This is a genomic window from Paenibacillus sp. D51F, assembly GCF_053345695.1.
Map to the genome: position 1 here is coordinate 638953 of NZ_JBKFAO010000002.1, position 14237 is coordinate 653189.

Consider the following 14237-nt stretch of genomic DNA (forward strand, 5'->3'; position numbering starts at 1 on the left):
GGTTCCGCCTCCAGAAGCCTTTTCCCTACTATAAGGCGACTGAGCACGCACAGCCCATGGAGGAAGGCGACAAGAATTTGGACTTTGATTGCCTTACGCCTTCGGCTGGAAGCCCTCTTCCTGCAAATATTCCTCCGCTTCCTCGAACGTCTCGAATGCCATCTCCAGGCTCATGCCGGCATACAAATACCAGAGATCGTCCTCGCTCCTCAGCTCCAGCTCATCGCCGTCAGGGCTTACCCAGGCCGTCCTCGCCATGCGGCGCTTGCGGGCGGCCCTGCTTTGGCCGGGCTCGCGCGCAGGTCCGGACGGCGGCGCGGACAAGGATTCGATCGACGCGGCCGCAAGCTCCCGCAACTGCTCTTCGTTCAGGTCGCGGATGCTTGCATACCCTTTGTCATCGGTTTCGTATCCCTTCAGCAGACCGGCGTAGATATATCCGCTTCCGTTCGGATGCAGCCGGTATCCGACGGTTTTCTTCTCATGCTGGCTTCCTTCAAAATGGAAGTTCACCCGTCCCATCGACACGTCATTGCGCGTCAGCTCGGGGAACGAGGATAGGATGTCTAGCTTTTCTTGGAACGATAACATGTGAAACCTCCGGTAATGGGATTGTACTGTGCATTATAGCATAAGATGCCGGCTGCCGGCCTTGCAAGCCTGTCCGAAGCGCTGTGTCCGTGATAGAATGGAATGTTGCCGCTATATGAGATGGTATCGTCATTCGAACAATCTTCTAAAGCAGGCCAGGAGAGGGGAGCGACAATGAACATCAGCGATTACAGTCTGGACAGGCTGGCGTCAGGAACGCCGAGACAGCGCTCGGCGGCTGCCGCGCTGCGCGAGCTGGATCTCTTCGCCATTCTGGAGGAATATACTCCCGTGCTTGCCGGCACGGTTCCTATCGACGTGGACATACCCTCGAGCGATCTCGATGTCATCTGCGAAGCAGGCGACCTGGAACGGTTTCTGCGAGAGACGGAAGCGAATTTCGCTCATTTGGATGGATACTCTTCACAAAGGCATCTCTCCCAAGGGCTGCCGTCCGTCGCCGTTTCCTTCCGCTGGAAGGATTGGGCGGTCGAGCTGTTCGCGCAGCCTCGCGAGGCTGTCAGGCAAAACGCTTTCCGCCATATGGTTGCGGAAGGCAGGCTTCTGGAGCTGTCCGGAGCCGAAGCCCGCTCGGCCATCCGGAGGCTGAAGGAGCAGGGCATGAAAACAGAGCCGGCATTTGCTTGCCGCTTCCGTCTCAGCGGCGATCCTTATGCCCGGCTGCTGGAGCTGGCGGATGCAGGCGACGAGGAGCTGCAGGCGATTGTCGAGGCAGGGATGGATTGGGGTCTTGAAGGAAGCCTTGAGAAGCAGAAAATGGTGGAGAAGACCGAGGAGTATGTGCGGGAACAGCTGAAGCACGACTTCAGCGGCCACGACTGGTTCCATATCAGCCGGGTCGCCAGGACGGCCGATGTCATCGGAGAGGAGGAGAACGCCAACCGCTTCGTCTGCAGGCTGGCAGCGCTGCTGCATGACCTGGCGGACGACAAGCTGCGGGATGGAGAGGAAGCCGGACTTCGGGAGGTCAGAGAATGGCTTGAACGCCTTCAAGCCGACGATGGCACGATCGCCGCCACGCTGGAAATCATTTCGACGATTTCCTACAAGGGGGGCGGAAGGCCGCCCATGGCGACCCTCGAGGGGCAGGTTGTCCAGGATGCGGACAGGCTGGACGCGATCGGAGCCATCGGCATCGCCCGCGTGTTCGCCTATTCCGGCGCCGTAGGCAGGCCCGTCCATGATCCCGGCTTCTCTCCGCGGGCTGCCTTGACGCCCGAGGAATACCGCGGCCGCGACGGAACGGCGATCGCGCATTTTTATGAGAAGCTGCTGAAGCTGAAGGACGGCATGAACACGGCGGCAGGCCGCCGTTTGGCCGCGGAGCGCCATGCCTTCATGCTGGATTACCTGGAGCAGTTCTACGGGGAATGGGAAGGCCGTCGTTAAGAGAACAAGCGCAGCCCAGGCCATAGAAAAGAGAGCCGCCGGACTTCCGGCGGCTCTATTCAGGCTGCGTGCGTGTCGACCGGATGCTCCTTCCAGCCTGGGTCCGCAAATCAGCTCCCCGTGCCGGGAGCCTGGACATGCCGTTCACAGCCTTTGTACGTCGTTCCTTGGTAAGTCAGCTCTCCGACGTCTCCGACGACGGCCAATCCGAACTCGTCCGCAGGCATTCTCAGCTCCACACGGCCGCCGTCTACGAATTCGAAGGCTTCCGATTAAGATGACAAAAACGATGACGATTAATACAGGCCCGAACGAGTCCATAAAAGTGAAAGTCGGATTGGAACCGAACTGTCCTCCCGCTTGCAGACACATCCCTCCATATTCCTATCCGATGTTGTCCGATCTGCCGGTTAGTTCCTGTCCTGCTCAGACTTCTCCTTGCCGGCTCATGCATGCCGCCAGGCGCCGTTCAAGCGCGTTCCCGCTTCAGAATGGAGAAGACGGCCGCGTCGACGAACATTCCTTTTTCGAAGAAATAATCCCTGAGCAAGCCTTCCTCCTTGAGGCCGCATTTCTCCAGCAGCCTGCGGGAGCCGGCATTATCCGGATCAATGAACGCCTCCGCGCGGTTCAAGCCCATCGCGCCGAAGCCGAACTCCAGAATGGCGGACACAGCCTCTGTCATATAACCCTGCTGCCAGCAGCGGGGATGCAGCTCATAGCCGATCTCGGCGCGGCAGTGATCCCGCCTCCAGTTATGGTATCCGCATGTTCCCATGAGCCGGTCCTCGCCTTTGAGGGTGACAGCCCAGCGGAGGGCGGCGCCGCTGTCGATCCGCTCATTGAAGCGGCTGATCAGCGCCTCCGCCTGGCTCAGCTCCGAGAACGATTCCAGATTGTAATACTTCGTCACTTCATCCAGCGAGAAATAAGCGTACATATCCTCTGCATCCGACGAACGCAGCCGGCGAAGTGCAAGCCTTGGGGTTTCGAGTTCTGCGAAGGGTGAGGCTGCCGTCTTCATTTGACCATCCTTTCATCTGATGAGGTCGATTCTATCGTATAAGATTATAAAGGTTGGAATAATATGTCAATATTATTCCGTTATCTTCTTTGCGTAAAAATAAAAAAAGGACGCCCTCAGGCGTCCGCTGGCGATCGATCAACTGATCAGGCTGATCAGGCTTCTGAATTCCAGCTCTTCGAACTTCTTCTCCACGAGCGCGCGATTGACGGACCAGCAGCAGTCGTCCATCGCCAGGGCGACGGGAGCCTCGCAGTGGATCGTCGCGAGCCGCCGGGATAGATGAAGCATGTCCAGGTCGGCCTCGATCTTGGCCCGGACAGTCTTGGACAGCAGCTCCAGGCTTGCCAGAATGCCGTCTACCGAACCATGCTCCTGAACGAGCTTGTGGGCGGTCTTCTCGCCGATGCCCTTCACCCCGGGATAATTGTCGCTTGCATCGCCCATGAGGCCCTTCACGTCGATGATTTGCGCCGGCGTCAGCCCGCGCTCCTCCAGCAGCGTCTGAGGCGTATAGACCATATAATTGCCGTGGCCCTTCTTCATGATGACGACCGACACCTTCTCGTCCACCAGCTGCAGCATGTCGTGGTCCCCGGTCAGCACGAACACCTCGTGCTCCCGGCCGTGCAGCTTGGCCAGCGTGCCGATGCAATCATCCGCCTCGAAGCCGGGAGCGCCGATGTTCGGCACGCCGAAGCTCGCCACGACCTCCTTGACGAGATCGAACTGCGGAATCAGGTCATCCGGCGCATCCGGCCGGTTGGCCTTGTACAGCGCGAACTCACCCGTGCGGAACGTGGTGCTCCCAAGATCCCAGCAGCAAGCGACATGGGTGGGCTGGAACTTGCGCACGGCATCCATGAAATATCGGACGAAGCCATGCACCGCGTTGACCGGCAGGCCGGAGCTCGTGCGCCGGACGCTGCCGCCGTAAGCGGTGGCAAAGTAAGCCCGGAATAAAATCGCCATGCCGTCGACGAGCAGCAGCCGCGAACCCGCCTCCTCCTGCATAACGGGCGGTTCCTCATTCCATGTGAATAAATCCATTCCTTATCTCCCCTCTCCCAAGCCCTGCTTTTTCAGCCAGGCTCCGATTCTCTCCGCCGCCTCTCCCAGACGGTCTGCGCTCTCGACGAGCGCGATCCGGACATAACCCTCTCCCTCGCGGCCGAACGCGTCGCCGGGCACGACGGCTACGCCCGCATCCTGCAGCAGCTGCCGGGCAAACCGGCGGCTGCTCCAAGCCGCACCGCCTGCTGGCTGAGGCACGGCCGCCCACAGGAACATCGTCGCATCCGGCTTCGGGACGCTCCAGCCCGCCCTTGACAGCGCCTCGGCGAACCGGTCGCGGCGCTCCTCGTAGACGTCGCGGAATCCGGCATAACCGGGGTCGTCCATTGCCTCGCGCAGAGCTGCCGAAGCCGCCTCCTGAACGGCGGGAAATACGCCGTAGTCGATGTTCGCCTTGAGCTCCTTGAGAGCTCCCACGGCAGCGGCGTTGCCCGCCATGAAGCCGATGCGGCAGCCTGCCATATGGAAGCTCTTGGACATCGAGTGGAATTCGACGGCGATTTCCTTCGCGCCCGGAATCGTCAGAACGCTGAAGGGACGGTAATCGCCGTATCCCATTTCCGAATAGGCCAGATCGAGGACGAGCAGCGTCCGATGCCTGCGCGCCTTGTCCACGAGCCGCTCCAGCACGTCCAGCTCCGCCGCGGTCCCGATCGGGTTGCCCGGCAGGCCGACAAGCACGAAGCGCGCCTGGTTCCAAATCTCGTCAGAGAGCAGATCGGGATCAGGCAAGAACCCTCCCTCCGCTCTCAGCGGCAGGAAGGCAGCCTCCACTCCCGCCACCGCAAGCGAAGCGGCGTAGATAGGATAGCCGGGATCCGGCACGATCGCCGTGTCGCCGGGATTGCAGATCGCCGTCGCCAGATGCGCCAGCCCGTCCTGGGAACCCATCAGCGTCACGACCTCCGTCTCCGGATCCACCTCCGTCCCGAACCGATGGCGCAGCCACTCAGCCGCCGTCCGGCGGAATTCGATGCTCCCCTCGGACGACGGATACCGGTACGCCCCCGGCCGCAGCGCCGCTTCGCTGAGAGCTTGGCGGACCGCAGCGCTCGGAGGCAGATCCGGGCTGCCGATGCTGAGGTCGATCACGTCCAGTCCGGCTTCGGAGGCTTCCTGCCTCCACCGGGCCACTTCGCTGAAGATCGACGAGCCGAGCCGGTCCAGCTTGTCCGAGCGCCAGCCGCTACTCATGCCAGGCAGCCTTGTACGACTCCGGCTTGTAGCCTACGGTGACCTTCTCTCCGTCCGTGGCGATCGGCCGCTTGATCAGCCTTCCGTTCGAGGACAGCAGCTCCAGCTGCTCCTCCTCGCTCATGGCCCCAAGCTTGTCCTTGAGCCCAAGCTCCTTGTAGACTTCGCCGGAGGTGTTGAAAAACTTCTTCAGCTCAAGCCCGCTCTTCTTGACCAGGGAGCGGAGCTCCTCCTTCGAGGGCGGCGTCTCGAAGACGGGAATCCGCCTCACGCTGCGGCCGGCAGCCTCCAAGTCCTTGAAGGCAGAGCGGCAGGTGCCGCATTTGCTGTATTCGTACAGGATCATTTCCTTTTTGTCGCTCATCTTGTCCGTCCTTCTCCTTCATCATTTCTTTGCCCGCCGTCCTGCCGCAGCAGCCGCTCCAGCCGCTCCAGATCAGGCGGCAGCGGCGCCGTGAATGTCATCTCTTCCCCTGTCATGGGATGCTCGAAGGAGAGCATCTCCGCATGCAGCGCCTGCCGTCCGGCTGCTTCCTCCCAGCTGCCGATGCCCGCTCCTGCCGCGGCCGGGCCGTACATGAGGTCTCCGATCAGCGGACAGCCGATCCAGCCCATATGGACCCGGATCTGATGCGTCCTTCCCGTCTCCAGCCGCAGCCGGACTTTGGCCGCTCGTCCGCCGTAGCCGGCCAGCGTCTCGTAACGGGTAGCGGAAGCATAACCGGACGGGGTCACGATCCGATGGTGAGGAGAGTCCGGATCCCGGTCGATCGGCGCGTCGATGCGGGCGGCCGGAATCTCCGGCACTCCATACGTATAGGCCGCATACTGCTTGCGGATGCGCCCGTCCCCGTGCTGCTCGGACAGCTGCTGATGCACATAAGGGTTTTTGGCGAGCAGCACGAGACCCGACGTATCCTCGTCGAGGCGATGCACCGGCCTGAACCTTACGTTCTCGCCCGCTTGCTGCCAGTGGTGCACGGCCGCGTTGGCCAGCGTATTCGTATAATGGCCGTGGGTCGGATGCACGACCATGCCTGCCGGCTTGCTGACGAGCAGCACCCATTTGTCCTCGAACACGATCTTCAGGGGCAGATCCTGCGGGAGGATATCCTCCGAACGCTCCTGCTCCATGCGGATTTCCGCGATGTCCCCGGATCGCACCGGGTCGCCGGAATAGGCGCGGACGCCGTTGATCATAAGCCCCTGCTCGGTCAGCTTGAGCCGGGAGAGCAGCTTGCGGGAGACGCCGAGCCGCCGCTCAAGCAGCTTGCTCAGCCTCCAGCCGTCCTCCTGCTCTCCGGCCTCGATCCGGATCGGCTCATAATAACCGAATGGGGGGGCGATTCCTTGCGAATACCGTTCCGAAGTTCTAGCGGTCACCACGAAATACATCCGCTCCCCGCACATATTCGGCATCGGCCGTTCCCGTCCGGAAGTTCGCCGCCCGCGAAGCCGCGAAGAAGTAATCCGAAAGCCTGTTCAAGTACTGCAGGACGCCCGGATTGATTTCCTTTGCCGCAGCCAGCGCCGCCGTCCGCCTCTCCGCCCTGCGGCTTACAGTCCGGCATACATGAAGCGCAGATGCCGCTGCTGTCCCGCCCGGCAGGATGAACCTTCTCAGCGGAGGCGTCTCGGAGCTAAGCGCGTCGATCCAGCCCTCCAGCTTCAGCGACATCGTCTCCGACACCTTGAGCTGCTCCGGCTTGGGGGCGGCATAGCTGAGATCGGAGCCGCAGTCGAACAGCTCGTGCTGGATCTCCTCGAGCTGCTCCGTCAGATCGTCCAGCCGCGGATCGCGAGCCGTTTCCGCCCGGGCTGCCCCCGTGAAGGCATTAAGCTCGTCAATCGTCCCGTACGCTTCTACCCGGGCGTCATGCTTGTCGGCCCTGCCCCCGATCAACGAGGTCTGACCGGAATCGCCGGTTCTTGTATAGAGCTTCATCGCCAGCCTCCTGCACTCAATAGGTTAGGTTCCATTATACCATACCGGGCGGCTTCCTCTCATTCTCCGGCTGCTTCCAGCTTAAGGTCGAACGGCGGCCTTGAATCTTCAATCCGAGTCTCTCTTAAAGCTCTCATCGACAAAAGAAGAGACGGATGCATGCAAAAAACCCGCTCCGGCAGCGCCGGAGCGGGTGGGTCGATGGGATCAGCTCAGCTGGAAATGGAGAAACTCGTTGATCTTCAAATCCAGCCTCTGGCTTGCCGCCAAAAGCTCCTCGGACTGAAAGCCCGATCTATCCTCATAGATGGTTTCCATCTCTTTGCGAAGCGCGTCGATTTCTTCCGAGAGACTTCTCAAAAGCGGGGACCAGTCGGGAACATTTCGTAATCTTGGCTTCGCTTCTACCGCTGATAGACAATCCATGCCTGCCGCCATTCTGACATCCCTCCCCGCTTGCAATTGCAATCTTTTTCAATCCGGAATGCCGTTCGCTCGACAGGATGTAAAAAAATTGAATTTTTATTAGTCCTGATTATAGCAAAACATCTTCCTGATTCCTACCTGATTTTGTGGACGAACGCTCCCATTCGATCCAACGCTTCATTCAGCTGGGATACGGAAGTCGCGTAGGAGCATCTCAGATGTCCCTCTCCGCCAAGTCCGAACACGCTGCCCGGAACAGCCGCTACGCCATGCTCCTGAACGAGCCGTTCCGCGAATTCCTCCGAGCTCAGCCCTGTCGATGCGATCGACGGGAAGGCATAGAAGGCTCCCTGCGGCTCGTGGCAGTGCAGGCCGATGTCGCGCAGCCCTTTGACGACGAGGCGGCGGCGCTGGTTGTACGACTCCATCATGCGGTACATCTCTTCCATGCCGTTCGTCAGCGCCTCCAGCGCGGCGACCTGCGCCATATTGGAGGCGCACATGACCGTGTACTGGTGGATCTTGAGCATCGTGCCGATCAGCTCGGGATGGCCGCAAGCGTAGCCGATCCTCCAGCCCGTCATGGCGAACGCCTTGGAGAAGCCGCTGACCAGAATCGTGCGGTCCTTCATTCCCGGCATGGCGGCGAAGCTGACATGCTTGCTTCCATAGGTCAGCTCGGCATAGATCTCGTCGGATATGACGACCAGATCATGCTCCTCCACGACCTTGGCGATGGGGAGCCAGTCCTCGTAGGTCATGATGCCGCCGGTCGGATTGCTCGGATAGCTGAGGATCAGAATCTTGGAGCGGGGCGTGATGGCAGCCCGCAGCGTGTCGGCCTGCAGCTTGAAGGCATGCTCCGCGAATGTCTCCACGCCGACGGCCACCCCGCCGGACAGCGTCGTAATCGGCGAATACGAGATGTAGCTCGGCTCCGGCACGAGAATCTCGTCCCCGGGACTGATCAGAGCCCGCAGAGCGAGGTCGATCGCTTCGCTGCCTCCGACCGTTACGAGAATTTCCTTGGCCGGGTCGTACGCGACACTGAACGAGTCGTTCAGGTATTGGCCGATCGCTCCTCTGAGCTCAGGCGTGCCGGCGTTGGACGTATACTGCGTCTTGCCCGCTTCCAGCGAGGCCACGCAGGCGTCGCGGACATGCCACGGGGTGACGAAGTCCGGTTCGCCTACGCCAAGCGTGATCACATCCTTGCGGCTGTTCGCCAGATCGAAGAACCGGCGGATTCCGGATGGCTTGATCGCCCTTGCGCTCGGGGACAGGTAGTCGGACATGGAACGGCGGACAGAAGGTTCGGACGGAGTTGGAGTCTTGCTGGAGATGGTCATGATCCGTCAACCTCACGGAGTGACCAGCAGCCGCTGATCCCCTTCTTTTTCTTCGAAAATGATGCCGTCCTGCTTGTATTTCTTCAAGATGAAGAAAGTCTTGGTCGAAAGCACCGAGTCGATCGTCGACAGCTTGCTGGAGACGAACGAGGCCACTTCGTTCAGCGTGCGGCCCTCCACCTCGACGAGCAGATCGTACGCTCCAGACATCAGGTAGACCGTCTTCACTTCCGGGTACAGGTAGATCCGCTCCGCGATTCCTTCGAAGCCGCGGCCGCGCTCGGGCGTAATCTGAACCTCGATCAGAGCCGTCACTTTCTGGTCGTCCACCTTGCTCCAGTTGATTACGGGCGCATATTTGACGATGACGTGATCCTGCTCCATTTCCGCGATCGCCTGCTCCACCTCTTCCTGAGGCTTTCCAAGCATCGTGGCGATCAGTTCGGGGCTCCTGCGAGCGTCTTCCTTGAGCAGCTCGAGCACCTTGAATTTCATTTCGTTCATCGTCTTTGACTCCCTTCCTGAAGCGTTATAAAGAACATTTTACACCGTTAACAAGCTATTTGGAAAGTGAAATCGCAAGCTTGTCCGCCAGATGCAGATCATCCCCATGCCGCTCGTCCGGCGCTCCAGCCTCGTCCCCACTCCCGATTCCGCGGACTCCGCCATCGCGACAAACTTCCTGACGAAGACAGAGCCGTACGCCGGAGGCTGATCGCGAAGCAAGTTCCGGCACAAAAAAAGACAGGCAGGGAACATGTCCCCGCCCGCCTTCTTCCGGCTGCTCAACTATAGAAATGCTGGTGCTGATGATCCTGCACGGGCTGCGGAATCTGCGGCTGCACATACTGCTGCGGAGAGTGCATCTGCGGCTGCATGTAAGGCTGCTGCGATTTCGCCTGAGACTGCATGTAAGGCTGCGCCGCCTGGCCGCTCATCCGCTGGTGGAGAAATTGCTGGGTCTGCTGCTGCTGCTGCTGGAACGAAGCGATATTCTTCTGGATGTCCTGGCGCAGCGCAGGCGAAGGCACCGTGTACATATTCGCCTGCTGCATGGCGTTGAACAGCTCTCCTTGCAGCTGCAGGGTGCTGTTCGTCAGAGACGTGAACATCTTGCGCACTTCGGGACAGGAGCTCTCCGTCGCGGCCGTCGCGTATTCGCGCACGACCCGCTTCAGGTCGCACAGGACCGTATTGGCCCACGCGTCTTCCGGGAACGGAGTCTGCATGGCGTTTTGATTTTGCTGCTGATACATATATTGGCCTCCTTGCTGGAATGGTTGTCAGCTTTGCGGCGAGGACGGAGCCATCGTCTGATGCTGGTACAAGCTGTTCAAGAGCGCTGCGTAATTTTGCTGGTGGTTCATGACCATTCTCGAGGCGAGCTGGCTGACGCCGGGATTGCCCACGCTTGTAGCCATGCAGGCGCATTGCTTCATCAGCAGGTCCTCATTGGTCATGGAATCGGAGATGTATTGAATTTCCTTGCTGGTCATCGGTTGCAGCATGGTGCCCACTCCCTTGGTTTTGAATTGCTTCCAAGCTGTAGGATGCCCCGTCGGACTGTCAATATGTACCCTCGGCGCCAACTGCGGCATAAGTGCGGCGGGCGGGATTCCGAGGTTAGAGATGCAGCGCTTCGATTGCGGAGAAATGCAGGCAGACGCTGCTGCCGGACGCGTCCGTCAGCGTGACGAGCTGACCGTCGATCGCGGCAAGAACGCCGGACAGATCCGGCAATTCGCCTCTTCCGGCAAGAATGAATTCCCCCTGCAGCTTGGCCAGCTGCTGGGAGAAGCTGCGCGCCAGGCCAAGCGACAGCGGGCGCAGCGGAAACTGTTCCAACGTCAGATGGTACGGCGCCAGGCCTGGTGGGTAGGGCGAGAGGCAGCGCAGTCTGCCGAGCGGGACAAGCACGACCCCGTTCATCGGCACGCAGAAGATCAGGAAATCGTTCATGACTCCCGCCAGGTAGCCGTGAAGCTGCCGATGGGAGGAAAGCTTGATTTCGGAGAACGAGCCTTTGGACGCCAGCAGGATCTTGCGGTAGCTCATGCGCTCGGACGGGGTGCGGTAAGGATGGTCATCGACGATCGGGGAGCCTTCGGGGACGGGAACGGTGGAGACGGACAGCTCCTTGACTTGCACCAGAGGAATGTAGCCGTGGCGCTGCGACGGGAGGATGAACATGGAGAGCACGTCTTCGCCCATCTCGCATAAAATTCCCTCCAGCCTGCCGCCTCCTTCCAGAATGACGGTTACGAAGCGGCTCTGCCAGGGATGTTTGGATTTCATGGATGCTGTTGGATCGCCTCCTCTTGAAGGAAGAAGCTCTCGGACGCATAACCGCTCTTCCTGTCCCCAGTATATGCAGCCTGTCTTCACGGCGACAGGGAGGTTGGCGGAGCGGGAAAGCTGCCGGCTGCCGAACCATCCTGCCGTATTCCGAATAGGGTAACGCATGGGCGGATACGCCGCATGCCGAAGGCGGAAAGAGGAGGATGGGCATATGCGGACAGGAATTCCGGAGCGGGCGGTGTTGATGGGACCGGATCAGAGGTCGGAGCTTGACCGGGATATATGGAGCCGCAGATATGTGCCTGCGAAGCTCGGCATCGGCGGACGGATATCAGGCGCAAGAATCCGCTACAGAGGCGGACATACGCGGGAATACGCGAAGAAATCCTATGAGATCCAATTGGACAGCGGGCTGGTCCTTCATTGGAATGCGGAATCGGATGACCCTTCCATGATCCGCAACGCGCTCAGCTTTCATTTCATGGAGCGGATCGGGGTCCCTTCCCCGCGCACGCGCCCGGTATGGCTGTCGGTCAGCGGCAAGCCGGACGGCATCTATCTGGAAATCGAAGCCGTCAACTCCCGCTTCTTTTCCATGCGCGGAATCCGCTACCGGTCTCTTCTGTATGCGGCCAACGACAGCGCCAACTTCGAGCTCAAGGATCCCGAGTCCCGGCGCCGCAAGCGCTCTCTCTCTGACGGATACGAGTTCGTCGAGGGAGACGGGGGCACGCTTGTCCGGTTATCCGACTTCATCGGCCGGCTCCATCGGCTTAAAGACTCGAGCCTGCAGGAGGCGATCGAGGAGCGGCTTGATTTGGACCTGTATTTCAAATGGCTGGCCGGAGCCGTGCTCACCGGCAACTACGACGGCTTCGAGCAGAACTACGCCTTGTACGAGGATGACGCTTCCGGCCGCTACGGGATCCTTCCTTGGGACTATGAAGGCACATGGGGCCGCAATTGCTACGGCAAGCCCTGCTCGGCTGATCTCGTACGAATCCAGGGCTACAACGGCTTGACGCGCCGGATCTTCCAGTTCCCGGAATGGAGAAGGCGATATGCCGAAGAGCTGGAGCGCGTCATGGAGACGGAATTCACGGAAGAGAGGATCGGTCCCGCCGCGGGCGGCATGCTGGAGAGGATCGCTGCGGCCGTCAAGCTCGATCCAGCGCGTGCAGCGACGCTGAAGGCGTTCAGCGGAGAGAAAGCCTTCATCCTCGCCTACATCGGCAAACGCCGCCGATTTGTCAGGGCTGAGCTGAGACGCTGGCTTGGTGATGGCGCAAGCTTGCCTCGCCGGCAGTTGGCGGGCGGTTCCGCAGACTGATCCGGCAGCTGGCGGTTCATAAGACTGAGCCTGCTGTTGACGGTTCCTTTGACTGGGCCGGCAGTTGGCGGGCGGTTCCGCAGACTGGAGCCGACAGTTGGCGGGGCACCCGCAGACTGGGCCGGCAAATTCATGGCTGTCTCCCCGCTGCGGCCGACGCCTGCTGCTCCTGCGGCCTCAGGGAACGCCTGATGAACCACCAGCCGGCGATCGGAGCAGATCCCAGAATAAGCAGAAGCCAAGCCAGCCGCTCCGGACTCGGGGTTCCTCCGGCAGCCACGACGAGGAACGCCGACACTCCCGCCACGCGTCCGACTGTGAGCGAGGCTTCTCTAAGCGCCGTATATTCCACCCTTCTCCTTGCCGAATCCTCGCTTCTTCCGATCAGATCAAACACGGCGGAAGTCATGGGAATCATATAGAGCGGAGCGAACAAAGACGTCCCGATCCCAAGCAGAAGCAGCGTGGAATATTCCACTCCGGCCAGAAGAGGAGCGATGACCGCCGTCATGGCCAGCGTACCCGCCAGCATAGCCGCGTTCCGTCTGGACGGCGTCAGCAGCTTGCCGCAGATCCAGAAGCTCACCAGGGCGACAAGCGAGGTGACGAGATAAAAGGTGCCGAGCTGCTTTTCCTGCTGGGTCGCCGCGTATACCGTCAAGCCGATCAGGAACATGAAGACGCCGTCCCTCAGCCCTTGAAAAAGAATGGCCGGCACGAAGCGGCGCCACGGGCTTGACGGATTCCTCAGCTCCCGTATGGCCATGAACCATTCGTATCGTCCTTGAGGCGGTCTTTTTTTCAGCTTGGCGCTGAAGACAGCGGCCAATACGAACAGAGCAAGCGACAAGCCGAAAATAACCGCATATCCGGCATCGCCTCCACGGGCAGCGATGATGATTCCGGACAGCCATGGCGCGAACATGCCGACCCCCGAACCGAGCAAGCCGGCCCAGCCGTTGAACCGGTCCCGGTTGTCCCTTTCGGTAATTTCAAAATAGAGGACATTGTAAGCGAGCCAAAAAAATCCGCCAGCGATGCCATGCAGCATGCCGAGCGGCGCGGCATAACTTCGGGCCGCTCCCCCCAGCAGCAGCACGCTCAAATAAAAGATGCCGGATAAAGCGACGCCGGTTCTCAGCGAAAGCACCAGTCCCTTCTGCTTCACCCATGCCCCGGCGAGCCATACGCATATTCCTCCGCATAAGTATTGGAGCAGGGAATACACGCCGACCAGGCTGTAGTTATGGCCTGCCTTGAACAGGTAGACCGGTACGAACGTCCCCGAAAAGGCATTCGCCGCATTGAACAAGGTCAGCACGACGAGCAGCATCGCGGCTTGGCCGTCGATGGCCGCCGAGCCCCGGCTTGCAGCCTCCTGCCTGCCGCCCCTTCCGATCGGCATTTCTCCCGCCATTGCAGCTGCCTCCACGTCTCCTCTTCCCGGTTCCGTGCCCTGTCCGGGAACAGGCAAGTCTGCCGGAGCAGACAGCCGCCGCCTGCGATATTTGCGTTTGCTCATGTCTGCAGCCACCTCCATCATGACAGCATTCCCCGGCCGCCCAGTTCGTCTGCATGCCTTTATTTGGTTCAGCG

General features: G+C 60.4%; 16 protein-coding genes and 1 pseudogene. 2 read left to right on the top strand and 15 right to left on the bottom strand.

The window, feature by feature from the left end:
* Positions 1-93 precede the first annotated feature (93 nt).
* Positions 94-591, bottom strand: coding sequence for a hypothetical protein (locus ACLBWT_RS06475; RefSeq protein ID WP_447662207.1), 498 nt, complete (start codon positions 589-591; stop codon positions 94-96).
* Between the two features lie 174 nt (positions 592-765).
* On the opposite strand from ACLBWT_RS06475, the gene ACLBWT_RS06480 reads away from it, so the two are divergent.
* Entirely contained in the window at positions 766-2001 is a 1236-nt protein-coding gene (locus tag ACLBWT_RS06480) for a DUF4269 domain-containing protein (RefSeq protein WP_447662208.1), read from the top strand.
* A 110-nt stretch (positions 2002-2111) separates the two neighbouring features.
* Here the strand turns inward: ACLBWT_RS06480 and ACLBWT_RS06485 are convergent.
* The 13 genes and pseudogenes from ACLBWT_RS06485 to ACLBWT_RS06545 all read right to left on the bottom strand — a co-directional run.
* Positions 2112-2252, bottom strand: a pseudogene (locus ACLBWT_RS06485) (hypothetical protein); the annotation flags it as partial.
* Positions 2253-2470: 218 nt separating this feature from the next.
* Positions 2471-3025, bottom strand: coding sequence for a GNAT family N-acetyltransferase (locus tag ACLBWT_RS06490; protein ID WP_447662209.1), 555 nt, complete (start codon positions 3023-3025; stop codon positions 2471-2473).
* Positions 3026-3163: 138 nt separating this feature from the next.
* Positions 3164-4039, bottom strand: coding sequence for a 5'-3' exonuclease (locus tag ACLBWT_RS06495; RefSeq protein WP_447662268.1), 876 nt, complete (start codon positions 4037-4039; stop codon positions 3164-3166).
* A gap of 39 nt (positions 4040-4078) precedes the next feature.
* Positions 4079-5293: an aminotransferase class I/II-fold pyridoxal phosphate-dependent enzyme gene (locus ACLBWT_RS06500; RefSeq protein ID WP_447662210.1), complete on the bottom strand. Its 1215-nt coding sequence runs from the start codon at positions 5291-5293 to the stop codon at positions 4079-4081.
* Complete coding sequence (locus ACLBWT_RS06505; protein WP_447662211.1) at positions 5286-5657, bottom strand: arsenate reductase family protein; 372 nt, start codon at positions 5655-5657, stop codon at positions 5286-5288. Before ACLBWT_RS06505 ends, ACLBWT_RS06500 begins: the two co-directional genes overlap by 8 nt.
* On the bottom strand, positions 5654-6676 hold the full coding sequence (locus ACLBWT_RS06510) for an RluA family pseudouridine synthase (RefSeq protein ID WP_447662212.1): 1023 nt from the start codon (positions 6674-6676) through the stop codon (positions 5654-5656). Before ACLBWT_RS06510 ends, ACLBWT_RS06505 begins: the two co-directional genes overlap by 4 nt.
* The gene (locus tag ACLBWT_RS06515; RefSeq protein ID WP_447662213.1) at positions 6666-7238 is read right to left on the bottom strand and encodes a cob(I)yrinic acid a,c-diamide adenosyltransferase; all 573 of its coding nucleotides are present in this window, start codon (positions 7236-7238) and stop codon (positions 6666-6668) included. Before ACLBWT_RS06515 ends, ACLBWT_RS06510 begins: the two co-directional genes overlap by 11 nt.
* Before the next feature lie 207 nt (positions 7239-7445).
* Positions 7446-7676, bottom strand: a complete 231-nt coding sequence (locus ACLBWT_RS06520; protein WP_447662214.1) for a Spo0E family sporulation regulatory protein-aspartic acid phosphatase — start codon at positions 7674-7676, stop codon at positions 7446-7448.
* Positions 7677-7798: 122 nt separating this feature from the next.
* Entirely contained in the window at positions 7799-9013 is a 1215-nt protein-coding gene (locus ACLBWT_RS06525; RefSeq protein WP_447662215.1) for an aminotransferase class I/II-fold pyridoxal phosphate-dependent enzyme, read from the bottom strand.
* A gap of 12 nt (positions 9014-9025) precedes the next feature.
* A complete protein-coding gene (locus ACLBWT_RS06530) occupies positions 9026-9517 on the bottom strand; it encodes an Lrp/AsnC family transcriptional regulator (RefSeq protein WP_447662216.1) in 492 nt (163 codons plus the stop codon).
* 281 nt (positions 9518-9798) lie between these two features.
* Positions 9799-10269, bottom strand: coding sequence for a spore coat protein (locus ACLBWT_RS06535; RefSeq protein WP_447662217.1), 471 nt, complete (start codon positions 10267-10269; stop codon positions 9799-9801).
* Positions 10270-10296: 27 nt separating this feature from the next.
* The gene (locus ACLBWT_RS06540) at positions 10297-10521 is read right to left on the bottom strand and encodes a hypothetical protein (RefSeq protein WP_447662218.1); all 225 of its coding nucleotides are present in this window, start codon (positions 10519-10521) and stop codon (positions 10297-10299) included.
* A gap of 115 nt (positions 10522-10636) precedes the next feature.
* The gene (locus ACLBWT_RS06545) at positions 10637-11308 is read right to left on the bottom strand and encodes a DUF2642 domain-containing protein (RefSeq protein ID WP_447662219.1); all 672 of its coding nucleotides are present in this window, start codon (positions 11306-11308) and stop codon (positions 10637-10639) included.
* Positions 11309-11522: 214 nt separating this feature from the next.
* On the opposite strand from ACLBWT_RS06545, the gene ACLBWT_RS06550 reads away from it, so the two are divergent.
* Entirely contained in the window at positions 11523-12641 is a 1119-nt protein-coding gene (locus ACLBWT_RS06550) for a CotH kinase family protein (RefSeq protein WP_447662220.1), read from the top strand.
* A gap of 130 nt (positions 12642-12771) precedes the next feature.
* On the opposite strand, the gene ACLBWT_RS06555 is transcribed toward ACLBWT_RS06550, so the two are convergent.
* Entirely contained in the window at positions 12772-14163 is a 1392-nt protein-coding gene (locus ACLBWT_RS06555; protein WP_447662221.1) for an MFS transporter, read from the bottom strand.
* Between the last annotated feature and the right edge of the window lie 74 nt (positions 14164-14237).

Bases quoted from the DNA above. Each gene is read 5' to 3' on its own strand.
- ACLBWT_RS06475 (WP_447662207.1), bottom strand. From the start codon at position 591: ATGTTATCGTTCCAAGAAAAGCTAGACATCCTATCCTCGTTCCCCGAG.
- ACLBWT_RS06480 (WP_447662208.1), top strand. From the start codon at position 766: ATGAACATCAGCGATTACAGTCTGGACAGGCTGGCGTCAGGAACGCCG.
- ACLBWT_RS06490 (WP_447662209.1), bottom strand. From the start codon at position 3,025: ATGAAGACGGCAGCCTCACCCTTCGCAGAACTCGAAACCCCAAGGCTT.
- ACLBWT_RS06495 (WP_447662268.1), bottom strand. From the start codon at position 4,039: ATGCAGGAGGAGGCGGGTTCGCGGCTGCTGCTCGTCGACGGCATGGCG.
- ACLBWT_RS06500 (WP_447662210.1), bottom strand. From the start codon at position 5,293: ATGAGTAGCGGCTGGCGCTCGGACAAGCTGGACCGGCTCGGCTCGTCG.
- ACLBWT_RS06505 (WP_447662211.1), bottom strand. From the start codon at position 5,657: ATGAGCGACAAAAAGGAAATGATCCTGTACGAATACAGCAAATGCGGC.
- ACLBWT_RS06515 (WP_447662213.1), bottom strand. From the start codon at position 7,238: ATGAAGCTCTATACAAGAACCGGCGATTCCGGTCAGACCTCGTTGATC.
- ACLBWT_RS06520 (WP_447662214.1), bottom strand. From the start codon at position 7,676: ATGGCGGCAGGCATGGATTGTCTATCAGCGGTAGAAGCGAAGCCAAGA.
- ACLBWT_RS06525 (WP_447662215.1), bottom strand. From the start codon at position 9,013: ATGACCATCTCCAGCAAGACTCCAACTCCGTCCGAACCTTCTGTCCGC.
- ACLBWT_RS06530 (WP_447662216.1), bottom strand. From the start codon at position 9,517: ATGAACGAAATGAAATTCAAGGTGCTCGAGCTGCTCAAGGAAGACGCT.
- ACLBWT_RS06535 (WP_447662217.1), bottom strand. From the start codon at position 10,269: ATGTATCAGCAGCAAAATCAAAACGCCATGCAGACTCCGTTCCCGGAA.
- ACLBWT_RS06540 (WP_447662218.1), bottom strand. From the start codon at position 10,521: ATGCTGCAACCGATGACCAGCAAGGAAATTCAATACATCTCCGATTCC.
- ACLBWT_RS06545 (WP_447662219.1), bottom strand. From the start codon at position 11,308: ATGAAATCCAAACATCCCTGGCAGAGCCGCTTCGTAACCGTCATTCTG.
- ACLBWT_RS06550 (WP_447662220.1), top strand. From the start codon at position 11,523: ATGCGGACAGGAATTCCGGAGCGGGCGGTGTTGATGGGACCGGATCAG.
- ACLBWT_RS06555 (WP_447662221.1), bottom strand. From the start codon at position 14,163: ATGAGCAAACGCAAATATCGCAGGCGGCGGCTGTCTGCTCCGGCAGAC.